Consider the following 24062-nt stretch of genomic DNA (forward strand, 5'->3'; position numbering starts at 1 on the left):
GTCCCCGATCCACCGGCGACGCCGTCACCGGCAGCGCCGGGATGCGCGCAGAGCCAGGCGGCGAGCCGAGAGCGCAGCCGATCCGGATCGTCCTGGAACGGGACGGCCACCGCGCACCCCCTCGCGCCAAGCCGGACGGCATGGCGCTCGACCCTCAACTCGGAAGAGACCCGAGGACTGCGACATGCACGAACCGAACAGATCGAACGCGAGCTTTACCGAACCAGCTTCTGGCCGACCCCCGCGCCGCGCAAGTACCACCGGGCGGGAGACTCAGGATGAGGGCGGCGCGGCGACGGCGCGGGCGGCGCGGCGACAGCGCGGGCCCATCCCTCGGCGTCGCGCCCGCCGACATCGCGCCCGCCGGCACCCGCCCATTGCGGCGCGTTTTGCCCGTTTCACGCCCGCGAACCGTACACACCGTGCCGCAATCTGCCGGTGCTGATTTTCGAACACGGCCGGGACCGACCTCAGGGTCGCTGTGGTCCGATCCGGACGTCGACGCCCGGGGAGTAGTGGACGAGTGGATCGCCGGCCGGGTGGGGCAGCCCGGCCGCGGTGAGCAGATGATCGTCGACGTCGAGCAGGTCGGCGCGGTGCAGCGGCCACGGCTCATGCCAGACCGGGGCGTGGCGGCGCCGCCCGCCGCCGGCGCTGAACAGACGCCAGCGGGCGGTCAGGGAGTGCTCGCGCAGGCCGAGCTCGGCGGCGGCGAACGGCGCGCCGACGCGCACCCGCACCCGGCTCTCGGCTGCCGCCGGCCGCGGGGCCCGCCGCCGGCAGCGGTAGGCGATCTCGTCCCCGACCCGGGTCAGTGCCATCGACGACCAGAAGTACGGCAGCCGGAACCGCGTGCGGGCGACGACGACGGCGCCGAGCCGCACGGCGTCCAACGACAGAAACCACACCCCACGCCGGCCCGCGGCGTCGACGACGTAGGTCCGCACGTTCGTCTCGCAGAACGTCGTCACCGGCTCGAACTCCCGGCCGGCCGCGGTCGCCACCCGCATCCGGAACGGCACCAGCCCCACCCAGGCTGCGCCGTCGACAATCTCGACCCGCAGGTGCGCGGGCACCAGCCGCGACACCACCGCCGGGTCGAACGCCCAGTGGACGAACGTCAGCTCCTCCCAGCGCTGCGTCATCGTGGGCCGCTCGATCGTGAACGGGCAGGATCCGCCCGCCACGTCGGCCGGAAACTCAACCAACTCGGCCACCGAAGAAGACCTCCGGACTGGTGAACGTGAACTCGGAGGCGAGCAGCCGGGCGGCCCGCTCACGGTCCTGGGCCCGGTGGGCGGCGAAGGCCGCACGGATCACGTCGGCGGCGGACATCGCGACTCCTTCGGCCATCGACGAGCGCGGGTCGAGCAGCCCGCCGCCCCCGGGTGGGGGCGGCGGGTGGGGGTCAGGTGCGGTCCTGGATCTCGCGGACGGCGCGGTCGATGTGGTCGGTGTGCTTGTGGTCGGTGCGATCGTCGACCACGTCGCCGAGCTTGGCGACGGCAGCGTCGATCTTGTCGTCGTGCTCCTCCGCCAGGTCGCCGAGCTTGCCGAGCGCGCCCTTGAAGTCGACCATCGATACTTCCCTCCGTCGGATGCCGGGGCCCGGCGCGGCGGGCGGGACGCGCTGCGTCGTCGCCCTGGCGCCACCGGATCGCCGGCTCGAACCTGCCGCCGTCAATCCTTCCAGGTGGCGGGGACGGCGGTGCCCGGATGGACACGCCCGTAGGTCTCGCGATGCTCGGCCCAGCGGGCGGTGACGGTCATGCCGGCGGGGTTCGTGGCCGCAGCGGCCTTCCTGGTCGGCTCGGCGGCGCGCTCGCGCAGGCGGGTGATCGCGGCCTTCGTCGATTCGGTCAGTTCCGGCCAGGCGGCGTCGCCGACACCCGCCTGGAGCAGATCCGCCGCCGGGGTGAGCGCCGCGATGAGCGAGTCGCCCGGGGTCGGGCGGACCGCAGGCCGAGCAGCACCGCAGGCCGAGCAGCGAGGCGCCCTCCCGCGCGAGCAGCTCCTTGTTGTGCGGGTCGCCGCCTCAGTCGACGGCGCGGACGGTCTCCGGCCGGAACCAGGCGACGCCCTCGTCCCCGGACAGCCGGAAGGCGAGGAACTCGGCGGCGGCGCAGATCTCGTAGCCGGGTTCGTGCGGGCCGGAGTAGTGACGGCAGGCGATGAGGCCCCACAACCGGCCGTCGCGCAGCAGCGAGATGGACATCGACGCGGTGACGCCCATGTTCTTCAGGCATTCGAGGTGGATGGGTGAGACGCTGCGCAGCCAGGCGTCGCCGAGGTCGAGCGTCCCGCCGGTGACCGCGTTCACCGCCGGGACGAGCGGGACCGCCCGGTGGTCCACGTCCGGGATCAGCCGCAGCCACGGCCGTTCGTAGAGGGCACGGGCCTGCGCCGGAATGTCCGTGGCCGGATAGTGCAGCCCGTGGAAACTGTTCAGGCGGTCGAGTTTCGCCTCCGCGACGACCTCGCCGTTCCATTCCGCGTCGAACCGGTAGACCATCACCCGGTCGAATCCGGTCAGCCGGCGGACCTCCTCGACCACCACGTCGTAGAGGTCGGTGAGCGCACGGGAGCTGTTCAGGCGCAGCACGGACTGCCGGGTTCGCGCATAGGTCCCGGAAGCATAGGTCCCGGAATAGGACAGCGGCCGAGCGCTGCGGGCGGCCTGCAGCTCGATGATTATCTGCCCACCCACCCGGTGCAGCAGCGCGTCGTAGCGCCGCAGATCGTCACCGTCACCCAGGGCGAGATCGACCGGGCTCGCCTCACGCAGGTCGAACGCGGTCCGTACGACGTCACGGACCGTCTTCGCCGCCGCCCGGCCGAGGACGTCGTGCAGCGGCCGGCCGGCCGTGGCCGCCGGCTCGTGGCCGAGGGCCTCGCCGATGTTGGCGGAAACCTGGACCACCGTGAGATCGCCGTCCGCGCGCACGGCGAGCAGCGCGCCGTGCGGCTGCCCGCTGCCCGGGATATGGATGGGTTCGCGGTCGCAGTTCGTCAGGTCCACGGGCTCCGACCGCGGCGCCTCCGACTGTGACGCCTCCGACCGCGGCGCCGCGGCGGGTTCGTCGGGGCCGCTCACCGGGCGAGTTCCGCCTCGAGCGCGCCGAACAACGCCGCCGCGGTGACCGTGCAGGACTCCACCCGCGCGGCCTCGCCGGCCGTCCAGGCCCGGATCGCATGGCGGACCTGGCTCCAGCGCCGGCCGACCTCGTCGCCATAGGAGCCGAAGAACGTCGTCGCCGCCGACGGCACCGCCGTCGTCACGACGTGACGGACGATGAACCGGCCGCCGAGCGTGGCACTCTCGAAGACGTAGAGCACGCCCATGGCTGCGGCCACATCGCCGACCGCGGGCACTCGCGGGCGTGGCAGCGCGGCGAGGGCGGCCTCGTCGACGTCAAGCAGGCGCAGATCATGCCGCAGCAGCGGGCACCTTCCGCCGCGACGGCCAGTCGGGCAGCGGCGAGCCGGCGCCGGTCAGCCTTTCGTCAAGCCGCGGCTCCAGCGCATCGTAAAAACCGTGCATACGCATCAGAACATCACGATAACGACTGACCGAAAGGTCAGGTGACAGCAGCTCCAGCGCGTTCTCAAGCCGGGTATGCGCCTCGGCCGTGCGCTGCCGCAGCACCGCCATCACATCGGGAAACGCCGGGGCGGAACTATCACCGTGCACAGCGACGCCGCGCTCCTCATTACTCGTAACACTCAGGTTAGCGCGGTACGGTATAACCCTTTCCTACGACCCAGCATAGCCCCGGCAGTATCACCGGTGTGGTCCACTCGAAGCGGCTCGGGCGCACGTTCCCCAGCCCATTCCGAGCGCCAGTCCGTGCTCGATCCGCCCGACCCGGCGAGACAGGCAGGGCAGCCGAACAGGCGGGGCGGACGGGCAGGCAGGACGCAGCGGCGTCAGCGCAGCTCGTCGGCGGTGGTGCGGGCGGCTTCGGTGTCGGTGGCGGCGCCGCCCGACTCGCGGGCGAACACGTCGGCGGCCCGGCGGTCGGCGGACGTCTGCCCGGCGACCTGGCGTGCCGCCTCGGCGTCACTCAGGCCCGCCCCCGCCGGCCGGGACCGGTCACCCGCGGGGCGGAAGTGGTCCACGATCGCCGCGCAGAAAGCCTTCAGGTCGTCCGGGCGCCGGCTGCTGATCAGCGTGTTCGGGCCGGCGGTGTCGACGACGGCCTCCTCGTCGACCCAGGTGGCGCCGGCGTTGGCGAGATCGGTACGCACACTCGGCCAGCTGGTGATCCGCCGGCCGCGCACAGCCTCGGCCTCGATGAGCGTCCACGGGCCGTGGCAGATCACCGCGACCGGCCGGCCGGCGTCGAAGAACGCCCGGGTGAACCGGACGGCGTCGCGCTGCGAGCGCAGGAAGTCGGGGTTCGCGACGCCGCCGGGCAGGACCAGGGCGTCGAAGGCAGCGGGGTCCGACTGCCCGACCGTCTCGTCGACGTCGAAGCGGTCGGCTCGGTCGAGGTGGCGGAAGGCCTGGATCTTTCCGGGGGCGGTCGACACGAGGACCGGCTCGCCGCCGGCCGCCCGCACCGCCTGCCAGGGCTCGGTGAGCTCGACCTGCTCGACGCCCTCCGGCGCGGCCAGGAACGCGATCCGGGTACCCGCGAGCTCGTTCGACATCAGCGTGTTCCTCTCTGGTCCGTGTCGGTCCCGTCCTGCGTCGTCCGCGACGGGTCCGGTTCGTCTCCGTCGGCCTCGTTTCCGTCGGCCTCGTCTCCGTCGGCCTCGACGGAACTCCTCTCGGCTGCCATGCCCGGCCTCGGGCCGGTTACGCCGGTCCGGCACCCGCGCAGCCCAGTCGTGACTCAGCGTCATAAAGAGAAGGACGCATCGCAGTTTTTGGGACGCCCGGGCGAGGCCAACTCCTACGCAATGCGACGCCGCAGCTCCTGTCGGAATTACGACTCAGACCGGAGCATCAACCTTTCAAGGCTGACACATACGATTTCCTCCGACTGGGACATACGATCTTGGGCCGCCGCGACGGCGGTTCACCGGGACGTGTCCGCCGCACCGAGGAGGCATCCGATAGACCGCAACGAGCTCATCGACCTGACTCGACGGGCGCTCAAAATCGCAATGGACAAGACAACGGACATGACGCCTGTGGAGCGGCGTCATCCAGCGGCGATGTTCACGGACCAGGAACGCTTCGAGCGGGAGCGGGAACTCGTTCTGCGTTCGCCGCAGCTCGTCGGCTACCGGTCCGAGCTGCCGACACCGGGAAGCTTCTGCACGAAGACCGTCATGGACATTCCCGTGCTGCTGACCCGCGGATCCGACGGTATTGTCCGGGCTTTTCAGAACGTGTGCACGCATCGGCAAGCGCCCGTCGCGAAGGGCTGCGGCGCCGCCGAGCGTTTCGTGTGCCCCTTCCATGCGTGGACCTTTGACAACCGCGGCAGCTTCGTCGGCGGCCCCGGCCGGGAGGGTTTTCCGGCCACAATCGCGGCCGGCGCCAACCTCACCGAGCTGCCCGCCGCCGAGCATTCCGGTTTCCTCTGGGTGGGCCTGCGGCCCGATGCCGGCCCGCTGGACATCGACGCTCACCTCGGCGATCTCGGCCCGGAGCTCGAGTCGTGGAACATCGGGAACTGGGCACCGGTCGGCGAGAAGGTGCTCGACGTTCCGGTCAACTGGAAACTCGCACTGGACACCTTCGCGGAGAACTACCATTTCGCCACGGTGCACCGGGACACCTTCGCCGTGTTCACCAAGAGCAACTGCGCGCTGTTCGACTCCTACGGCCAGCACCACCGGTTGGTGTTCCCGATGCGGCACATCGGCGATATCGCCGACCAGCCGGAGGAGAGCTGGGAGCCGCTGAACAACTTCGTGGTGATCTACGCGCTGTTCCCGAACATCGTGCTGTCGGCCACCGTGGCCAACGGCGAGGTCTTCCGGGTCTACCCGGGCAGCAAGCCGGGTCATTCGGTGACCTACCACCAGAACGCCTCCCCGATGGACTTCTCCGACGAGTCGATCCGCAAGGCGGCCGACGACGTCTTCGAGTACGCCCACGCGAGCGTCCGCGACGAGGACTACCCCCTCGCCGCCGACATCCAGCGGGCGATGAACTCGGGCGCACGCGCCGAGATGATCTTCGGCCGTAACGAGCCCGGCCTGCACCACCGGCACTCGGTCCTCGACGAGGCCCTCGGCGAGTCAACCGGCGAGTCGCCAGGCATCTGACCCGCCGTGCGCGGGCGGGTCCCCTCCCCGCCCGCGCCCCACGCCAGGGAGGACGCTGGGGTCGTGCACAGCGATCTCTACACGACGGTGGCGCAGGTGTTACCCGTGCTGCTGCTGGCGCTGATGTGGGATTCCGCCTACCTGGAGCGGCTGCGGGGGCAGCAACGCCCATCACGCCGGCTCGACCCGGACGGCGGCTTCCGCTGGACCAAGCCGCGGGTGCGGGCGTACACGCTGTCCATCGCCATCCTGATCATGGCGGACGTCCTGCTCGTGGTGCTCGTCCTGGCGGGGGCGGTGCCTGACACGGCACTGGTCCGGGCGCTGGTCGTGGCCGGGCTCGTGGTCGCGCTGGCCAGCCTGATGACAGACGGCGCGTCCGAACCATCCGGTGCCGCACGCCGAGCAGGCCCGTGCGGTGCTCGCCGGCTGGCCGTCGATGGTGCAGGGCGGCCACACGGTCCAGCTGCGGACAACCCGGCCCGCCACCCGACGAGGACCGTCGCGGACCATCTGATGGCCAAGCTGCTCGGCCCGCGCACCCTGACCTCCTCCGCCGCGACGTCCACGACGACCGACCGGTTCGGCGCCTGGCACCAGCCGACGCAGCCGACGCCCGATCGGGTGGTGCACCGCCTCGCCCGCCCCGGGCGGCGGCGGCACGGCTACGACCTGCACGCCGAGGCTGTCAAGGGCCCTCGGTCCGGCTACGGACGACCTTGGGCCCGGCGGCGGTGGCCGAGCGGCGGCGTAGCGTGCTGTGCATGGCATCGGTACCCACTGCACCTGTCGTCGCGGCCGGTCTCGTCGGAGGCTATTCGGCGGCCCGTCTCAGCGGGCGCCGGGAACTCGCCGGCGTCGTCCTCGCCGTCGCCGGCACCGTCTGCGGCCGCACCTGGCTGCGCTCCCGCGGTCCCGTGGTGACGGGCGTACTGCTCGGCACGTACACGGCGGCGTTCGGCGCGGCCCATCCGCTCGCGAAGAAGCTCGGGGCCTGGCCCTCCGTGCTCGCCGTCAGCGCCGCCGCCACGACCACGACCTACCTGCTCGCCGACCGTCCCACCAGCAACGCCTCCGCCTGACCCACCGACCGACCGGCCAGGCAGCCGACGGCCAACCCGCTGGCTGGCCGTTCAGCAGCGGTACACCCGGGCGGCGTTGGCGGCGAACAGGGCGTCGCTCGCCGGGGCGGCGAGCTCGTCGACGAGCTGCGCATACGTCCCGTACAGGTCGTCGTAGCCACCGAACATGCCGTCTACGGGGAAGTTCGACGCGAAGAAGCAGCGGGCCGGGCCGAAAACCTCCAGGCTGTGCGCCACCCAGGGCCGCAACGACGCGACGTCGATGCGGTGCAGGGTCATCGCCAGCCCCGACAGCTTGCAGTGCACCCGTGGGCCGAGCCCGGCGAGGCGGGTCATGCCGTCGCGCCACACCGCGGCATGCTCCGGGTCCTCCGCCAGCGGCCAGCCGGTGTGCTCGACGACGACGGTCAGCTCCGGGAACGCGGCGAGCGCGGCGGCGGCGGTCTCCATCCCATCCGGATGGACGACGAGGTCGTAGACCAGGCCGCGGTGCTGGAGCGCACCGAGCAGAGCCTGCCCGGCGTCGGTGTCGAGATCGAGGCCGGCGCTGGCCCGCACGCCGCGCAGACCCGGCGCGCCCGCCTGCGCGTCGAGCTGCGCCAGAATCCCGGCGGCGCCGTCCCGCCCGTCGACCCCGCCGATGATCGCCCGCGGCTGGCCGGTCTCCTTGGCGAGCCGGGCGATCTCGGCGGTCTCGGCCACGAAATGCTCCGGCGCGGCGGTCACGTGCACGTACGCCTCGACGTTCCAGCGGCTCGCCTCGGCGAGGAACCTCGGCTGGTCGTAGGGCCGACGCATCCGGTCGGCGTCGGGCATGCCGACGGCGGCAAGCGAGGTGTCCGCGGCGGCGAGGAACGGATACCAGTCGGTGCGGGCCGGATCCCAGTGGTGGACGTGGGCGTCGACGACCCGTCGTGGATGTTCCACAGCAGCCTCCCGAGGGACGGTGCGATCAGCCGAACGGTGCGATCAGCCGAACGGCGCGATGGCGTCGCGCAGCGCGTCGTCGGTCCAGGGGCCGAGCTCGGCGCCGGCCAGTGAGGCGGTGACGGCCGGCGCCGGGTGCGCGCGCAGGCCCAGCCAGCCGGGCCGCACGACGAGTTCCGCGCCGGCCAGCGACGCGGTGTCCGGCGCGGCGACGAGACTCGCCACCAGCTCCACCAGCGGGACGCGGTCGGCCGAGTGCGGACTTTCCGCACTGACCGCGAACGCTGCCAGCCCGCCCCCGGAGCCGTCGGAACCGGTCAAGCCGGTCGAGCCGGCCGGGGTGATCGGGGTGATCGGGGTTTCGTTGACGGAACGCGCGAGCTGGGTGACGGCCTGCGCGGCGCTGCGAGCGCCGGGGGTGACCGCGGGCACGACATGCACGACGCGCAGGGAACGTCCGGTCGCCGCCACGTACCGCGCGGCGGCGCGGGCCCACGCGGCATGCCCGAGGACCGTCGGCGCCGTCCCGGCATGGCTGTCCAGGATCGCGCGCCAGTCGGCGCCCGGGGCGGCGGCCCTGTCAGCGCTGATGCCGTGGGCGCCGTGGATGACGACCACGGCGTCGAGCCCGGCCCCGGTGTTCGCCGCGGCCCGGCGGAGGCCGTGCTCGGCCGCGGCGAAGCCGGCCGCCGCGTCGCCGGTCCCGGTGTCGCCGACGGGCGCCGCGGTGGTGGCGTAGCCCCAGGGGGCGAGCGCGGCGGTGAGCCGTTCGGTGAGCGCGCGATCGTCGCCGACGACGAGACAGGCCCGCTCGGCCGGCCCCGCGGAACCGCCTGGCCCCACGGAACCGGGTGGTGCGGCGGAACCGGGTCGCCCCGCGGAACCGGGTGGTGCGGCGGAACCGGGTGGTGCGGTCGTGAGCGGGCCGGAACGGGGGTTCGAGCCGCCGGTCGAGCGCTGCTGTGCCTGAGCCGGCGCCAGCACCAGCGGCACGAGCGCGCCCAGCGCGGCCGCGGCACCCACGCCGCCCGTCGCGACCGCCTCGATCAGGCGCGGCGGCGCGATCAGGGACAGCTCCGAGCCGGCGGAGAACAGCACCCGCCCGCGGCACCAGCCGAACCGCTCGCTCGCCAGCCGGGCGGCGGCGGGGGCCATGTGCCGCGGCTGCGGCATCGCGGACAGGTCGAGCCCGCGCGGATCGGCGCCGGCGGCGAGGAGCCCCTCTGTCACCATCCTGGTCGCGGCGATCGGCGACAGCGCGTTCACCGCCACCCCCGCCGGCAGCACCGGGCCGAGCTGCCAGGTCAGGGCGGCGACGGCCCGCTTGGCGCCGCCGTAGGCCGGTCCGTCGACCGACGTCCGCGCCAGCCCGACACCGGAGGTGACGCCCACGATGCGGCCGTAGCCGGCGGCCGTCATCCGCGGCAGCGCGGCGCCCAGCACGTTGAGGTATCCGCCGAGGTGGACGCCGAGCACCGCCGCCCAGTCGTCCGCCGAGGCGTCGGCGATGCGGGGAAAGCGCAGGATCCCGGCCGTGTTGACGACGATGTCCAACGAGCCGAACCGCGCGACGGTCTCCTCGACGAGCCCGCGCACGGCGGCGGCGTCGGTCACGGAGATCGGTGCGGCGACGGCACGCCCGCCGGCGGCCTCGATGCGCCGGACGGTCGCCTCGGCGGTGGGCTCCCCCAGCGGCTCGCCGCTCAGGCTGTCGCCGTTGTCCAGCACGACGACGGTGGCGCCACGCCGGGCGAGTTCCACCGACACCGCCGAACCGATGCCGCCCCCGCCACCTGTCACGATCGCCACGCGGTCCCGCACCCGACCGACCTCCCACCCATTCCGTCAGAGGTGACGCCGCTCACACGCTATGGGGCGGCGGATATGTCGTCAACGTCGCGACCGGGGCCCGCACCGCCGGCTCCCGCAGACCGATCCAGAGGCTGTCGCGGGCCCGTGTCAGGGCGACGTAGAGCTGACGTCGTTCCAGCGCGGCGCGCTCGCGGTAGGCGTCATCGGACTCGGCCTCGCGGCGCGGGCGTGGAAAGCGGTTGCGGTCCGGGATGTACACGCGGGCGAAGTCGAGGCCCTTGGACCGGTGGTAGGTGCCTATCTTCACGGCGTCGCACGCCGTCCCGTCATAACGGCGCAGCGACACCGCCGGGATGCCGGCCCGGGTCAGGATGCGCTCCCAGCTCGCGACCGCGTCGTTCGTCGGGGCGAGCAGGGCCATGTCCCCGTAGCGGACCCCACGGCCGTCGTGGGCGTCGACCAGATCGGCGCGTAGCGCCGACGCCTGCTCGGCCGGGCCGGTGACGGCCACCTCGTGGATCTCGCCGCCGAGCCGGTCGATCTCAACGTCGCGCCGGCCGCGCTCCCCGGCGACGTCAAGATCGTCGAAACTGTCCGCGGCGACCACCTGCTGGGCGTACCGAAGTATCGCCTCGCGGTTACGGTAGTTGCGCGCGAGCACCGTGGATCGACCGACGACGGACACCCCGGCCTCCGCGAGTGTGAATCCCCCGGGATAGACGGACTGCTGCCCGTCCCCGACGACGAGCAGGCCGTCGGGCCGGTCCCCGACGAGCGCATGCAGCAGCTGCAGTCCGACACAGGTCAGGTCCTGCACCTCGTCGACGATCACAGCGTCGAACTCGCCGCCGGACCGCTGCCGGGCCTTGTCGCGAGCCCGCAGCAGCACGTCGCCGCGGTCGAGGACCCCGCGTGCCGTCCGCAGCCGCTCATAGTTCTCGTACAGGTCCCAGACTGCGCGCCGATGCGTCGGCTGCAGCGGCATGCTGCGTCCGATCCGGGCCAGCTCGGCGTACTGGTCGAAGCTGGTCAGGCCACGTCCCTTGATGACAGTCGCGATCTCGTCAAGCCAGTACTTCGGTTCCACGCCGAGCCGGCCCAGGACCGATGGGAGGCCGACGCGCCCCCACGCCAGCCAGAAGTGGTTTTCGGCGATCTTCTGCTGGTAGCTGGCCCGCTCGCCTCGCTCATCGAGTTGACGAACGGCGAGGACGTCGACCGTGGTGAAATTGATGCGGCTGACATGCTCGGGGGCCATCCGAGCAAGCAACGCGCGGTTGACCGGCCCGAGGGTGCTCACCACCGAGGTGAACAGCACTCGGTCGCCGCGAGCGGCCAGGTACTTGGCCCGGTGCAACGCGACGACGGTCTTGCCGGTGCCCGCCGCACCGCGGATGCGGGCCGGGCCTGAGGACCGGCGGCAGACCAGTCGGGCCTGCATCGGGTGCAGCCAGGTCATCCACGTCTCTATCGGTTCGCGGGCCGCGGCGTCGACGAGCTCCCGCCACAACTCGTCCCGGCTGAACAGCCCGTCCTGGGCCGGCGCCCCACCAGCCGGGGTGGCTGCGGCTGGTGTGGCTGCGGCTGGTGTGGCTGCGGCTGGTGTGGCTGCGGTCGGTGTGAGGGCGGTCGGTGTGAGGGCGGGCCGCGGCGGGCGTGCTCGGCGGGGTGAGTCGACCGGCCGCGTGCCGACCGCGGCGGCCCGCATCGGCGGGCATGCCTCGTCCAGACATGCCAGCACCCGCTCCACGACGGCGGGTTCCAGCCGCAGCCCGCGCCGCACCAGGTTGCGGGTGAGATCGAGCTCACCGGTGACCTGCACCCGGTCGAGCTGCTCGGCGCCGCGGCGCCCGGCGAGGACCAGCAGCGGCACCACCTCGGTCGGTGGCAGGCCGGCGTCCGCCAGCACCTGTTCGACCGCCGCCGTCTGATCGGTCAACTTGCGCAGCTCGTCCCCGGCGTCCTCGTCGCCCCGCCACAGCCGGCCGCCGTCGACCCTGGCCTCGCGCCAGTTCTTCACGTCCACCACGAAGACGCCGCCCGGGCCGACCACCAGTACGTCGATGTTGGCCCGCCGGGTGCCGGGCCACCTGCGGTCGGGCAGCACCCGCCACCCCGCGTCGTCCATCCCGACGAGTACCCGGACGACGTCGCGCTCTCCCTGCGCCCCCGCCTCCCAGGCCCGCCGGCTGCGGCGTAACTCGCGAAGCAGGTCGGTCAGGTGCTGAATCTGCCGTTGGACGCCGTCGATCTCCATGCCGATCAGGACGGCCTGACCGAACGCTGACGGCTCAGCCGGCACGTCCGACCGATCTGACGACATGTCATCCCCTCCCGACCGAGAGTCACCAGGAATGGTATGCCTATATAGAGTTTTTGAAGACGTTTGTCGTCGATGGCGTCCTGTAGTTGCCAATTCCTCGCTACGGCCAGCGCGGGGAGAGGTGCGCGCCGACGAGTGCGCGGCCGCGGGGTGGAGCGTGCGGCGCCGACGGTTTCGCCGTTGGCGCCGCAGGTTTCCCGGCGGCCCGGTCAGGGCCCGGTCTGGACGGTGGCGGTCACGGCGCGGAGCAGATCGCCGAGCAGCTCCCAGGCGGCCTGGGCGGCCGCGACGTTCTCGCCGGTCGGCGATGCCGCGGCGAGCAACTGGACGGTCTTCACCGCCGCGTACAGGTAGAGCGGGCGGGCCCGCCAAACGGTGAGCTGCGGATACGTCTCGTCCAACGCGCGGTGGACGCTGCGTCGCAGCGGGATGTCGGGGTTACGGCGAGCGAAATCCATCCGGTGCAGGATGGTCACGGCCGCGTCGATCTCATCTGGGTCCGGCCGCCAGGACCCGATCCGCAGCGCGGCCTCGGCCTCGGCCAGCGCCTCGGCGGCGGCCACCGCCGGATCGCCATCGCCGAAGGGCACGGGCGGCGGAGCCCAGTCGTCGTCATCATCGGTCACCCGACTACCGTCCCTGACCGAAACGGCTCTGGGACGTCGAGTGACGAGACCCATAGCGGGCAAAGAATTCATTGAATTTCACGCCCGGCCCGGCCGGACCGGATGGCATGATCGGCACCATGCGACCGAGCAGGCGAACGCTGGTGATCTCGGCACCGGTCGCGGCGGCCGGCGCCGTCGTCGCCGGACTCGCCGCCGGCTGCCACGGCCCCTCCGCCACCACCGGTCCCCACGCCACAGCGGATGGGACGGCGTCCTCCGCAGCAGCCCAGCGCGCCGGCGCCGAGAGCACGCCCCGAGGCCCGGTGCCGCCGGGAGCGGTACCCCCGGGCGGCGGCTGCCGGACCGGCGGTGGTGGCCAGCACGACGTTCACCAGCGCGGCCCGGCGCCGGCCGGTCACGATGGTCACCGTCACCCCGGCGGGCGGCGGGCGCGGCCTGCCCGTGTGCCTCGTCCTGCACGGACGGGGTGACGACGCGCGCCGCGCCGTCGGACTGCTGGGCCTCGACAGGCTGCTGCCGGCCGCGATCGACGCGGGCGTGGCGCCGTTCGCCCTGGCGGCCGTGGACGGCGGCGAGACCTACTGGCACCCGCGGGCCTCCGGCGACGACCCGGAGGCGATGATCCTCGACGAGATCCGGCCCCGGCTGGCCGCGGCGGGCCTGCGCACGACCCGACTGGCGGCGCTGGGCTGGTCGATGGGCGGCTACGGCGCGCTGCTGCTGGCCCGGCGCCATCCCGACCTCGTGGTCGCGGCGGCGGCAAGCAGCCCGGCGATGTGGCGCAGCTACGGCGCCAGCGCCCCCGGCGCGTTCGACTCCGCCGCCGACTTCGCCGCGCACCGGATCCTGGGGACCGCCCCGGCGCCGGAGGTGGCGTACCGGATCGACTGCGGCGACGCCGACCCGTTCGCCGCCGTCTCCCGGCGGGCCGTCGCGGACCTACGACCACAGGAACACAGCCTCGGCCCCGGCGGCCACACCCCCGCCTACTGGCGCGCGGTCGCCCCCGCCCAGCTCGCCTTCGTCGGCGCCGCCCTGAACCGCGCCGCCTGACCCAGTCGGACTGGTACCGCAACGGCACTTGTCTATGCCCTCGTCTCTATGCCCCGTCTCTCATGCCGTCGTCGTCATACCCTGCCGCCGGGATCCTTTTCGCTGGACCGTTCAGGATCCATTCAGCGATCTTGCCCGGGGTGATCTCTGGTGAGGCCGAGTTCCGCCTACGAACATCTGCGTGCGATCAAGCTGTTGTTCGCCGAGTGGCTCGGCTTCGACGAGACATCCTTGTTGTCGAACCGACGCGGTGGCGCGCCACGGCCCAGAGACTTGCCATCCTGTTCCGACGGAAAAGCAACCACCGAGCTACACCGATGGCCTGGTGAGGTCGCGCAGGGCCCGATCGGCCTCGCCGATCTCCGGCGCGCCGAGATGAGCGTAGATCGTCCGAGCCTGCTCCCAGCCTCGACGGGCGGCGCCAAGCTCGCCGAGGCGATGGTGGGCGTGGCCGAGCCCGGCATGCGATCGGGCCTGCTCGTAGGGGTCCTCGGCGTCGAGCAGGAAACGGCGGAGCCTGCCGCGGGGTCGCCGATCCCGTCGCCGTCGCGCGTAGTCCGTCGCGCGTAGTCCGTCGCGAGTTCTGCCACGGCGGCCTGCTCGTCGAGGCCGACCAGATCGATCGTGGTCAAGCCAGGCGGCGCTGCTCGAACCGGGTACGGCGTGCCAGGCCGCCAGCGTGGGGTCGTACCCGCACTCGGTGAGATGCCAGGCGACCCATTCCGCCCACGGCCGGTCGGCCGCGACATAGCCGACGAACACCGTCGCCGACCCGCCGGACGTTTCCGCTCGCACCGGTCGATGCCGGCATCGCTTGATCGTGGATCTTCCGAGCCGTGAACGGGTGGATCCGTACAGGCCTCGGTGTGAGGACTCGGGGCATCGAGACTGTGCCCCAGAGCGGAGGAGACCGCGTGAGCCGGTTGGCACGCGGCCGCCCACACAAGCGTGCCGTCCCTGCGCTCCGGCCGGCTTCGGCCGGAGCGTGGGACGGGCTGGTGAGAGCGCCGCCGCGCTAGTCGATGGCCTCGACCTTCGCGGCCTGCAGACCCTTCTGGCCCTGCTCGATGTCGAAGCTGACGCGCTGCCCCTCATCGAGGGACTTGAAGCCCTCACTCACGATCGAGGAGAAATGGACGAAAACGTCGCCGCCTCCGCCGTCCACCGAGATGAAGCCGAAGCCCTTTTCGGCGTTGAACCACTTCACAGTTCCTGCTGACACGGTCGCTCCTCACTGTGCTTGCCGCGGCACATCCACACGATGCACCGCCTACCTCCGCCGACCGGATCGCTCCGGTCAGCGGCTCGTGCCATCCTGAAGGTGACCGGCGGCACCAAGAAGAGCAACATCAGCAAGGGTACCTGGATGCGACGCGAGCGGCTGAGGGTCCCTCCGTCCGAAGCACCGGACCACGCCCGTCCGTGGTCCCCGCTGTGGGCGGGGGGCGGCGCTCAGTGACGGCGCCGGGCGTGGCGTTGTCGCATAGCATGACGGTATGGCGGTAGACGATCTGTGGACGACCGCCGACATAGCCCATCGGCTGTCGATCTCGGCACACCGTGCCCGCGGCCTGTGTGATCGCGACGATTTTCCCATGCCCATCCACTCCGTAGGACATTTCGTCCTGTGGCGTGCGCGCGACATCGAAGCCTGGCTGGCCCAGGGCCGTCCTGATCTCTGACGGTACCGGCCGTGCTGCCGGTACCCGCCGGCGCGAGCCGCGTCCCACCGGGGGCAGCACGTGTTGGAGGAAATAACTTTCGGGTTGATCGGTGTGGCGCTCGTGGTGTCGGCCGCGCTGGCCGCCCGCCGGTTCGGCTTGCCGGCACCCGTGCTGCTGGTCGGGGCGAGCGCGGTCTATGCGCTGCTACCCGGGCCCACCGTCCGGCTTGAGCCGGACCTCGTCCTTGCGCTGATCATTCCACCCCTGCTCTTCTCCGCCGCGCTGAGCTCGAGTCTGGTGGAGATTCGCGCGAACCTGCGCGCGGTGGTCTCGTTGTCCGCGCTGCTCGTCGTCGCCACCGCGCTGGCTACCGGCGCGGCGCTCGTCGTCGTGGTGCCGGGTCTGTCGTTCGCCGGCGCCTGCGCCCTCGGGGCCGCGCTGGCGCCGCCCGACGCGGTGTCGGCCCTGTCCATCGGGCGGCGGGTGGGCCTGCCGGACCGGCTGCGCACCGTCATCGAGGGCGAAAGCCTGTTCAACGACGCGACGGCGCTGACCCTGTACTCGGTGGCGGTGGCCGCGACGATCGACGGACGGTTCGACGTCCCGCGGGTCGCCGGACGTTTCCTGCTCGCGGTCATCGGCGGGCTCGCCGTCGGACTCGCCGTGTCCTGGCTGGTCGGCCAGCTACGGCTGCGCATCGAGGACCCGGTGACCGAGACGACCGTCTCCCTGGCGACTCCCTTCGCCGCCTACGTGCCCGCCGAGGCGCTGCACGCCTCCGGGGTCCTCGCGGTGGTGACCGCGGGGCTGATCCTCGGATCGCAGTCCCGCAGCCTGCTGTCCGGACCCGCCCGGCTGCACGCACGCGCGGTGTGGCGGCTCGTGGACCTCCTGCTCGAGGGCTTCGTCTTCCTCCTCATCGGCCAGCAGCTCGCGGCGGTCATCCCGGCCATCGGGCACTATCCGCTGTCGACCGTGGCGGCCGCGACGGCGGTGACGGTCGGCGCGGTCGTGCTGGTCCGGCCGCTGTGGCTGCTGCTACCCGCGATGCTGCCGAGCCGCCTGCGCTTCCTGTCCCCCCATCCGCACCTTTCGACCCGCGAACTCGCGGCGCTGTCCTGGTCCGGAATGCGCGGAGTGATCTCGCTGGCCGCCGTGTTCGCGCTGCCGATGTCCGTCGACGGGGCCGGCTTCCCGCACCGGGACCTGCTGGTGTTCTGCGCCTACGTCGCGGTGCTGGTGACACTCGTCGGCCAGGGGCTCACGTTCGGACCGGTCCTGCACCGGCTGAACGTGCGACCCGACGTCGACGAAGCTCGCCGGCAACGCGCCCGTGCCCGGGTCGCGGCAGCCGACGCCGGTCTGCGGACGCTGGCCGCCGTCCATGATCAGGGTCAGCTTCCCGACGATCTCATCCTGCGCCTGCGCACGGCCGCCGAGGAACGCAAGCGGCGTAGCCAGGACAGCCTGCGCGCGCTGAACCGCGCCGACACGGGCCGGCCCCCCACCGCGAGCCTCACGGAGGCGTTCGGCCGGGTCCGTCGCACGATGATCGAGGCGGAACGGGACGAGCTCCAGCTCTGGCGCGACACCGGGCATTTGTCCGACGCCTCCCTGCGGCTGCTCGAGGACGAGCTCGATCACGAGGAGGGCGCGCTGCCACCACCCCAGCCACCACCACCGCCACCGCCATCCTGACCGGGGCCACCGCCGAGATCTCCCCGGCGCGAACCACCCATCCGGGGGACGCCTGCGCACGACTTCGCGCCGCCCCGGCGCGGCGGGCGACTGGCCATCCCCGGGCAGAGGTGCATACTGGAGACGATGACCGAGTCAGCGGTGCCCCGACGTCGCCTTCCCAACAGCCCCTTCAAGGTTCCGGCGGTCCCTGCACAGGAGCGGTTCACGGTCGGAGACCGGGTCACCCACGATGTGTATGGGCTCGGCCGGGTCATCGGAGTTACCGGAGAGTCCTCCGTGGATGTTGATTTTGGCTCCCGCCAGGAGCGCATACCGAGCCCGTTCAGCCGGATGTACCGTCTCTGACGGTCCGATCACGGTTCGTAACAGTCCACGGGCATCGCGCCGCGGACAGCAGTTCCGGCGCGACCGCCTGGCTGATCGTTTGCCGACGATCCGTCCCCGAAAGCGAGACACCCCTCATCGCCACCCAGTCGATCCTTAGCTTTTCTGCGCCGCGAGCAGCCCGGTCCCAGCCGAGGCGAGAGCTTCCGCCGCCGACGACCCGCCCGTTTCAGATGCCCGACTTCGGTCAGCCCGACACGGAGGCCACCCCGCAGCCGGTCTCGGTCGCGCAGGTCGCCAGCCTCGTCTTCCAGGCTCCTCCCCCCGCCCCGGCGTCGGCGACGGCCATGCCGGACGTCGAACCGGCCGAACCGGCCAGCCCGGTCCGTCGCCGGCCCGCAGCGGCCCCCGTGCGGCACACCCGCCGGCCCCGTCGACCCACGCGCTGACCGTCGACGCAGTAGGGCCACGCACGCCCCGCACGGCGGCGAGAAAAATCCTCACTCGACGTTCATGAGGATCCGCTCCACGAACTGAAGCCGGGTCTGCATCTCGGCGAGCCGCCCGCCGATCTCGGCGAGCTGGCGTTCGGGGTCCCCTTTCAAGCCTGCGCGGATGAACCTGCAGCACCTGCACCTGCACCCGCTCGTCTCCCGTAGACACCCCAGCCTTCATCCCGGCAGTGGGGCCACGTCAGGGCGTGTGGTCGACGGAGCGAATGGCGGCGGTGACCGCGGCCAGAGCGAGCAGGCGGACGAGATCGACATCGGCCTCGACCCGGCCGGTCGCCGCTGCGACGAAGGCGTCGCCGTCGAGACGGGTGTGCGGGGGTGTGATCGCCCGTGCCAACCCGTCGTGGGCCCCCTGCGCGACCAGCAGGCAGCTCATCTTGTCCAGGCGAGCGTTGGTGACGACCACCCCGATCGTGGTGTGGGTCCGTCCGGCGGCGAGGTCGAACGGTCGCCACTGCGACTCCGCGGCGTCGAGCGGGACGGGGTCGCCGCCATGGTCGACGTCCCCGAACGCGTTGACCACGCACAACGCGGCAACGGCGACCTCACCGCGGCACCGTTCGGCATGCCCGAGCCCCCCGACACGGCGGTGCTCGGGCCCGCGCCACTGGCTCGCATACGCCCCCGTGCCGGCACCGACCCGGCCGCACAGCACCTGCTCCCCCCGGGTGGCCCGCGCGGCGAGGTAGCCGGCGTCCGCGGTCGGCCGGGCGGTGGGATCGCCGACGGCGAGGTCGAACAGGGCCAGCGCCGGGACGATCGGCACCGGGCCGCCACTCGTGGGCACACCCCGGCCGCGCTCGGCGTAGTAGCGCATCACCCCGTCGGCGGCGGCGAGCCCGAACGCCGAACCACCGGTCAGCACCACGGCGTCGATGCTGGCAAGCGCCATCTGCGGGGCCAGGGCGTCCAGCTCGCGCGAGGCCGGCGCGCCGCCACGCACCTCCGCGGAGGCGACCGTGCCCGCCGGCAGCTCCACCACCGTGCATCCGGTCACGCCCACCGGGTCGGTCCAGTGCCCGACCCGCACCCCGTCGACCCCGATCGCCATCGCGCCGAGCCTCGCACGGATCCGACCTGGGCGACAAATCACCGAATGCCGCTCACGCGCTGACGAGAACTGGCGATCCCGGTCTTCTGGCGCACCGCCGGCCCTGCGCACCGCCGGCCGTCCTGGCAGGCCAGCGGCGACGCACCCGCCCAGGCCGGTAGCGTCCGGGGCATGAGCGATGTGCTGATCTCCGCGACGGGCCTGGCCCGGCTCCTCGACTCCGCGCGGCCCCCGCGAGTGCTCGACGTCCGCTGGCAGCTCGGTGGTCCGCCCGGGCGGGAGGGCTACCTCGCCGGACACATTCCCGGCGCCGTCTTCGTGGACCTCGAGACCGAGCTCGCCGCGCCACCCGTGCCCGTACAGGGCCGCCATCCGCTGCCGGACGTGGCCGCGCTGCAGCGGGCCGCCCGCGGCTGGGGACTGTCCGCCGGGGACACCGTCGTCGTCTACGACAACTCGGGCGCGATGTCGGCGGCACGGGCCTGGTGGCTACTGCGCTGGGCCTCGGTCGAGCCGGTGCTGATCCTCGACGGCGGGCTCGCCGCCTGGACGTCGGCGGGCGGGGCGGTCCAGACGGCGCCGGTGCGTCCACAACCCGGCGACATCACCCTCGTCCCCGGCGCGCTGCCGACGCTCGACGCCGACGGGGTCGCCGCGCTGGCCCGCGACGGGATCGTGCTGGACGCCCGGGCCGGCGAGCGCTACCGCGGCGAGGTCGAGCCGATCGACCCGATCGCCGGCCACATCCCCGGCGCGCACAGCGCCCCGACCGGGGACAACCTGAGCGCCGACGGGACGTTCCGCTCCCCCGCCGAGCTCGACCGCCGGTTCGCGGCGCTCGGCGTCGGCGGCGAACGGCCCGTCGGGGTGTACTGCGGCTCGGGTGTGACCGCCGCCCACGAGGTCGCGGCGCTGGCCATCGCCGGTCATCCGGCCGCGTTGTACCCGGGCTCCTGGTCCCAGTGGTCGAACCTGCCCGACCGTCCCGTCGCCACCGGCGCCGACGCTGGCTGACCGCGCACTGCCCCCGTCATTCGCCGAAGAATCAACCAGTCGATGTTAAGCTGATCTTCGTTGATCGACGTCGAGGGGAGCATCGGAACCATGACGCTGCTGACGCCGGAGCTTCGTGACCTGATTGCCAGCGGTCCGCTCGCGCACCTGTCGACGATCAACGCCGACGGCAGCCCCCAGGTGAGCGCCATCTGGATCGGCCTGGACGGCGACGACGTCGTCAGCGGTCACCTGGGCCGCCATGTGAAGGTGCGCAATGCGGAACGCGATTCCCGCGTGGTGCTCTCCTTCGATGCGCCGCGGGTCCCGGGGGCCCACCTGGCCGAGTACGCCGTCCTGCACGCGACGGCCACCGTCACGTCCAGCAGCGGTACCTGGGACCTGCTGAACGACCTGGCGAAGGTCTACATAAGCCCGGACGCCGAATTCCCGGCCCCGAAGGGCGACGGTTTCATCCTGCGTTACACGATCGACCGCGTCGGCGGCGTCGGCCCCTGGGCGACTCACTGAGCTACGGACCACCGACTCACCCAGACTCTTCCGATCATGGTAACGAGATCCGGGCCACCTGCCGCGATCCCTTGCGGGCACTTCTGTGATTGTGCGGCCCGGCTGCCGGCTATCTGTCGCATGTTAGTCTGATGCGGCGCAATCCGGGGAGGTAGCGCAGCAGGGGGAATAGTGGAGACTTCTGCGGCGGACGCCGATTGGTTTTCGCGGCAGCATCAGCGAATCGCCACCAACATCTCCGGGTTCTTCCGGGGCAATCCCCAGGTCGTCGAGCGGACGCTGCTATGTATGTATGCCGAGGGCCATCTGCTTATCGACGACGTTCCCGGCGTCGGTAAGACGTCGCTGGCCAAGGCGGTCGCCCACGACTCGACGACCGGCCGTTCATCGTGATCGCCACGCAGAACCCGGTGGAGCACGGCGGCACCTACGAACTGCCGGAAGCCCAGATCGACCGGTTGCTGCCACTGCCGGCGAATCCAGGCTCCTGAGATGCCACCCCAGTGCTTTGGACGCGCCTGCGCGGGTTCACCGCGGAGGTGTGCCGCCACGGTTGTGGGCCTGGCCACCGCGCTGCTGATCGTGGCCGGTGTCGTCGCGTGCGGCCTGACCTACACCGACCGCTCGTGTCTGCCGGAGTTACCCGAAGTGCACCCGACTTCCGCGCGGGCGGGCGAAGCGGTGGCGGTGTCCTCCGCCGGCCTGGGCTGCGACCGCAGGCTCCCGGCGGGCACGATCTACCGGGTGTCCGCCGAGCGGGCCGGCGCCGCCGGCGTGGAACTCGCGACCGTGCCGGTGGCGCGGGACGGGCGGTTCCAGGTGACCGTCCGGATCCCGCCGGGGACCGGGCCGGGCCGGCTGTACCTCGAGATTTCTGGCAGCCTGTACGACGACTGCAAGGACACCGCAAGCTCATGCGTCGGCTACGGCGTCTTGCTGACCGTCCTGCCGCCGCCCAGCAGCTCCACGACGATCAGGCCTTGACCGCGGCCCGGCGACCGAGCTCCCGGTGCCGCACCCCAGCGGCGTCCGGCCCCCGTGGTCACGAGCTCCTCGTCCCCCACAGCGCGCCGCGAAATCGTCCGATTTCTGCATAGCGCCGACGTCTGTACAACACGTACGCGCAGGCCGGCCGCACCGGCGGCGGGCTCCGACGCCCGCTGTCGCCTCCGATTTGACCCCGGCCCATGGTCGCGCAACATTACTCTGAGTAACAGTTCGCAGCGCTGGGTGGGGGCCTTGTGATCACGGGACCGTTGTTGGACTCGGCGACATCGAAGGGTCCCCCCGATCGAACGCTGCCGGCGACGCTGATGACGGCCGCGATGCTGGCGATGCTGGTCGTCCTGCCGGGACCGTCCGCCAGGGCGGACGACGGCCAGGGGCAGACCACCGTCGGCCTCATCGTCCTGGGAACACCCGCGCTGGCTGCCACCAAGCGCGGCACCGTGGTGGGCGCCGGCAAGGACGGCAGGATCGATGCCGGCGCCCGGGTGCGCTGGACGATCACGGTGACGAACACCGGGAACACGGTGGTGTCGGCGGTGACCGTGGACGATCCCAAGGCAGGTCCCGTCCGTTGCCCCGCCACGTTGCTTCTCCCGGGGCAGTCTCTGACCTGCACCGTCGACGATCACACGATCACGTCCGCGGAGGTCGCGGCGGGCGTCGTCACCAACGTGGCGAACGCGTCCGCAGCCGCTCAGGGTGGGCGGGTGGTCGCGCAGCCCGCCTTCGCCCGCGTACCGCTCCCAACTGGCAAGCCGTTCATCGTCTTCCCGCCCCCGCTGTGGCTACCCGGCTTCCCCGACGGTCTTCCCGGTCACCCCGACGTCGAGGGCCCCGACTCCGATGGCCCCGTGGCGGGCGGCACCGTCGTCGGCGGCACCGCGACGGGCGGTTCCGCGACGGGCGGTTCCGCGACGGGCGGTTCCGCGACGGGCGGTTCCGCGACGGGCGGTTCCGCGACGGGCGGTTCCGTGGCGGGCGGTTCCGTGGCGGGCGGTTCCGGCCCGGCCGGCCCGGGTAGCGGACCCGGTGGCAGCCCGGGTAACGGGTCCGGTGCCGGGCCGGGCTGGGCCGAGCCGGGTTCATCGGATGGCCACGGCGGTGCATCGCCGGCGCCGGGAGGTCACCGGGACGCGCGTCCGCCGGTGGCCGTGGCGGGGGGGCAGCCCGACGAGCCCGGGCGTGGCGGTCTTGAGCTGGTCGTACTCGGCACCGTGACCGCCGGCTGCGCACTCGCCGCACTCGGGGCACTCGGCGCCCGGCGGACCAGACGCCGGCGTTGACCCGACCGCCGGTGGAATGCGCCTGCGCCGCCAGGCAGCCGATCGCGGCAGGCCACCTCTGACCATGAAGCGCCCGGCTGCTTCGCTGCCCGCCCTCGGCACCCTGGCCCTCGCCGGGATCATGCTGGCCGGGATCGCGCTGGTCGTCCTGGGATGGCCGGCCAGACCCGCCCCGATGGCCGCTCCCCTGCCCGAGGCCGGCGGGCCGCGCCTACCCGGGCCGTCGCCCGAATTCGGCGGGGCGAGCACGGTCCGACTCCCCCGGCATCAGCCCGATCTGCCGGCCTCCAGCCTCCGGATACCGGCGCTCGGCGTCACCGCCACGATCGGCCGGGCGACCGAGGACAACAGTGTCCTCACGCCGCCGCGGGCGCCGACGGAGGTCGGGCTGTGGTCCGGTTCGGCCGCGCTGGACGCCGACTCCGGGGAGGTGACCCTCGTCGGGCACGTGAACTGGCGGGGAATGCCGCCTTTCGCGTTTGGACGCCTGGCCTACCTGCACGCCGGAGACCTCGTCTACACCAGCGACGCACGCGGGGCGCAGACCGCGTGGCGGGTCCAGCGGGTCTTCGCCCGCGCCAAGGCCGGCGGCGTCGATCCGGCGGCCTTCGCCGGATCGCGGGGCCCACGGCAACTGATCATGATCACCTGCGGCGGGCCGTTCGACATCCGGGCCCGGTCCTATTCCGACAACGTGTACGTGCGCGCCATCCCCGCATAAGCGGCGGCCGGTCACTCAGAAGGGCAGGGCCGACGCGATCGCCTCCCACCAGCGTGGGCGTTGGATCGCCGCGTTCAGCGCCCCGTGGGCGGCATGCTAGTGGTCGTCGCCGTTAGTTCGTCGGTGATCGGCGGTGCCGGGTAGGTAGAGGCCGGCGGTGAGGTCGAGGGCTGCTTCGGCGGTACCGGTCCAGGATCCGTCGGGCAGGACGGCGTCGGCGTAG

General features: G+C 72.5%; 27 protein-coding genes. 13 read left to right on the plus strand and 14 right to left on the minus strand.

Annotated features, from left to right (window positions below; all coding sequences use genetic code 11):
- Nucleotides 1-470 precede the first annotated feature (470 nt).
- The 7 genes from NBZ83_RS14200 to NBZ83_RS14230 form a co-directional block, all read right to left on the minus strand.
- The gene (locus NBZ83_RS14200) at nt 471-1217 is read right to left on the minus strand and encodes a YqjF family protein (RefSeq protein WP_261575155.1); all 747 of its coding nucleotides are present in this window, start codon (nt 1215-1217) and stop codon (nt 471-473) included.
- Nucleotides 1201-1335, minus strand: a complete 135-nt coding sequence (locus NBZ83_RS14205) for a hypothetical protein (protein ID WP_261575156.1) — start codon at nt 1333-1335, stop codon at nt 1201-1203. Before NBZ83_RS14205 ends, NBZ83_RS14200 begins: the two co-directional genes overlap by 17 nt.
- Nucleotides 1336-1408: 73 nt before the next feature.
- Nucleotides 1409-1579 carry an antitoxin gene (locus NBZ83_RS14210; RefSeq protein WP_011606420.1) on the minus strand — a complete coding sequence of 57 codons (171 nt, stop codon included), beginning with the start codon at nt 1577-1579 and terminating at the stop codon, nt 1409-1411.
- Between the two features lie 456 nt (nt 1580-2035).
- Nucleotides 2036-3094, minus strand: coding sequence for a GAF domain-containing protein (locus NBZ83_RS14215; protein ID WP_261575157.1), 1059 nt, complete (start codon nt 3092-3094; stop codon nt 2036-2038).
- Nucleotides 3091-3354, minus strand: coding sequence for a heme oxygenase-like domain-containing protein (locus tag NBZ83_RS14220; RefSeq protein WP_261567369.1), 264 nt, complete (start codon nt 3352-3354; stop codon nt 3091-3093). The genes NBZ83_RS14215 and NBZ83_RS14220 overlap by 4 nt, the downstream gene beginning before the upstream one ends.
- Nucleotides 3355-3427: 73 nt before the next feature.
- Entirely contained in the window at nt 3428-3691 is a 264-nt protein-coding gene (locus NBZ83_RS14225; protein WP_261575158.1) for a biliverdin-producing heme oxygenase, read from the minus strand.
- Nucleotides 3692-3927: 236 nt separating this feature from the next.
- The gene (locus tag NBZ83_RS14230; protein WP_261567367.1) at nt 3928-4653 is read right to left on the minus strand and encodes a type 1 glutamine amidotransferase domain-containing protein; all 726 of its coding nucleotides are present in this window, start codon (nt 4651-4653) and stop codon (nt 3928-3930) included.
- Between the two features lie 477 nt (nt 4654-5130).
- Between NBZ83_RS14230 and NBZ83_RS14235 the strand changes: the two genes are divergently transcribed.
- The 3 genes from NBZ83_RS14235 to NBZ83_RS34585 all read left to right on the plus strand — a co-directional run bounded on the left by NBZ83_RS14235 (nt 5131) and on the right by NBZ83_RS34585 (nt 7307).
- The gene (locus NBZ83_RS14235) at nt 5131-6225 is read left to right on the plus strand and encodes an aromatic ring-hydroxylating oxygenase subunit alpha (protein ID WP_261567366.1); all 1095 of its coding nucleotides are present in this window, start codon (nt 5131-5133) and stop codon (nt 6223-6225) included.
- Nucleotides 6226-6288: 63 nt separating this feature from the next.
- The gene (locus tag NBZ83_RS34580; RefSeq protein WP_261575159.1) at nt 6289-7149 is read left to right on the plus strand and encodes a hypothetical protein; all 861 of its coding nucleotides are present in this window, start codon (nt 6289-6291) and stop codon (nt 7147-7149) included.
- Complete coding sequence (locus NBZ83_RS34585) at nt 7146-7307, plus strand: hypothetical protein (RefSeq protein ID WP_261575160.1); 162 nt, start codon at nt 7146-7148, stop codon at nt 7305-7307. Before NBZ83_RS34580 ends, NBZ83_RS34585 begins: the two co-directional genes overlap by 4 nt.
- A 51-nt stretch (nt 7308-7358) precedes the next feature.
- Here NBZ83_RS34585 and NBZ83_RS14250 read toward each other — a convergent pair whose 3' ends face one another.
- The 4 genes from NBZ83_RS14250 to NBZ83_RS14265 all read right to left on the minus strand — a co-directional run bounded on the left by NBZ83_RS14250 (nt 7359) and on the right by NBZ83_RS14265 (nt 12995).
- Nucleotides 7359-8234, minus strand: coding sequence for an amidohydrolase family protein (locus NBZ83_RS14250; RefSeq protein ID WP_261567363.1), 876 nt, complete (start codon nt 8232-8234; stop codon nt 7359-7361).
- Nucleotides 8235-8276: 42 nt separating this feature from the next.
- Nucleotides 8277-10055: an SDR family NAD(P)-dependent oxidoreductase gene (locus tag NBZ83_RS14255; protein ID WP_261575161.1), complete on the minus strand. Its 1779-nt coding sequence runs from the start codon at nt 10053-10055 to the stop codon at nt 8277-8279.
- A gap of 40 nt (nt 10056-10095) precedes the next feature.
- A complete protein-coding gene (locus tag NBZ83_RS14260; RefSeq protein WP_261575162.1) occupies nt 10096-12369 on the minus strand; it encodes an NERD domain-containing protein in 2274 nt (757 codons plus the stop codon).
- Nucleotides 12370-12578: 209 nt separating this feature from the next.
- A complete protein-coding gene (locus tag NBZ83_RS14265; protein WP_261567360.1) occupies nt 12579-12995 on the minus strand; it encodes a hypothetical protein in 417 nt (138 codons plus the stop codon).
- 354 nt (nt 12996-13349) lie between these two features.
- On the opposite strand from NBZ83_RS14265, the gene NBZ83_RS14270 reads away from it, so the two are divergent.
- Nucleotides 13350-14051 carry an alpha/beta hydrolase-fold protein gene (locus NBZ83_RS14270; protein ID WP_261575163.1) on the plus strand — a complete coding sequence of 234 codons (702 nt, stop codon included), beginning with the start codon at nt 13350-13352 and terminating at the stop codon, nt 14049-14051.
- A gap of 309 nt (nt 14052-14360) precedes the next feature.
- Here the strand turns inward: NBZ83_RS14270 and NBZ83_RS33340 are convergent, their stop codons facing one another.
- Together NBZ83_RS33340 and NBZ83_RS14280 are read right to left on the minus strand one after the other, a co-directional pair.
- The gene (locus NBZ83_RS33340; protein WP_261575164.1) at nt 14361-14846 is read right to left on the minus strand and encodes a toll/interleukin-1 receptor domain-containing protein; all 486 of its coding nucleotides are present in this window, start codon (nt 14844-14846) and stop codon (nt 14361-14363) included.
- A 220-nt stretch (nt 14847-15066) separates the two neighbouring features.
- Complete coding sequence (locus NBZ83_RS14280; protein ID WP_136448852.1) at nt 15067-15273, minus strand: cold-shock protein; 207 nt, start codon at nt 15271-15273, stop codon at nt 15067-15069.
- A 274-nt stretch (nt 15274-15547) separates the two neighbouring features.
- On the opposite strand from NBZ83_RS14280, the gene NBZ83_RS14285 reads away from it, so the two are divergent.
- The gene (locus tag NBZ83_RS14285; RefSeq protein WP_261567357.1) at nt 15548-15733 is read left to right on the plus strand and encodes a helix-turn-helix transcriptional regulator; all 186 of its coding nucleotides are present in this window, start codon (nt 15548-15550) and stop codon (nt 15731-15733) included.
- Nucleotides 15734-15826: 93 nt separating this feature from the next.
- Complete coding sequence (locus NBZ83_RS14290) at nt 15827-17413, plus strand: Na+/H+ antiporter (protein WP_261567356.1); 1587 nt, start codon at nt 15827-15829, stop codon at nt 17411-17413.
- Between the two features lie 1020 nt (nt 17414-18433).
- On the opposite strand, the gene NBZ83_RS14295 is transcribed toward NBZ83_RS14290, so the two are convergent.
- Entirely contained in the window at nt 18434-19303 is an 870-nt protein-coding gene (locus tag NBZ83_RS14295; protein WP_261567355.1) for a P1 family peptidase, read from the minus strand.
- A gap of 171 nt (nt 19304-19474) precedes the next feature.
- Here NBZ83_RS14295 and NBZ83_RS14300 point away from each other — a divergent pair, with 171 nt between their 5' ends.
- From NBZ83_RS14300 to NBZ83_RS14325, 7 genes are all read left to right on the plus strand, one after another.
- Nucleotides 19475-20317 carry a sulfurtransferase gene (locus tag NBZ83_RS14300; protein WP_261575165.1) on the plus strand — a complete coding sequence of 281 codons (843 nt, stop codon included), beginning with the start codon at nt 19475-19477 and terminating at the stop codon, nt 20315-20317.
- A gap of 90 nt (nt 20318-20407) precedes the next feature.
- Entirely contained in the window at nt 20408-20827 is a 420-nt protein-coding gene (locus NBZ83_RS14305) for a PPOX class F420-dependent oxidoreductase (protein ID WP_261567353.1), read from the plus strand.
- Between the two features lie 171 nt (nt 20828-20998).
- Nucleotides 20999-21220, plus strand: coding sequence for a hypothetical protein (locus NBZ83_RS14310; protein ID WP_438803179.1), 222 nt, complete (start codon nt 20999-21001; stop codon nt 21218-21220).
- Nucleotides 21217-21318 carry an AAA family ATPase gene (locus NBZ83_RS34335; RefSeq protein ID WP_438803178.1) on the plus strand — a complete coding sequence of 34 codons (102 nt, stop codon included), beginning with the start codon at nt 21217-21219 and terminating at the stop codon, nt 21316-21318. The genes NBZ83_RS14310 and NBZ83_RS34335 overlap by 4 nt, the downstream gene beginning before the upstream one ends.
- A 64-nt stretch (nt 21319-21382) precedes the next feature.
- Nucleotides 21383-21811 (plus strand): hypothetical protein, encoded by a 429-nt coding sequence (locus NBZ83_RS14315; RefSeq protein ID WP_261567352.1) that lies wholly within the window; start codon nt 21383-21385, stop codon nt 21809-21811.
- A 329-nt stretch (nt 21812-22140) separates the two neighbouring features.
- Complete coding sequence (locus NBZ83_RS14320) at nt 22141-23118, plus strand: CLIPPER-2 domain-containing protein (RefSeq protein ID WP_261575166.1); 978 nt, start codon at nt 22141-22143, stop codon at nt 23116-23118.
- A gap of 64 nt (nt 23119-23182) precedes the next feature.
- Complete coding sequence (locus NBZ83_RS14325) at nt 23183-23839, plus strand: class F sortase (protein ID WP_261567350.1); 657 nt, start codon at nt 23183-23185, stop codon at nt 23837-23839.
- Nucleotides 23840-24062 lie beyond the last annotated feature (223 nt).

Origin of the sequence: Frankia gtarii, assembly GCF_025403375.1 — a bacterium.
GTDB classification, from domain to species: domain Bacteria; phylum Actinomycetota; class Actinomycetes; order Frankiales; family Frankiaceae; genus Frankia; species Frankia gtarii.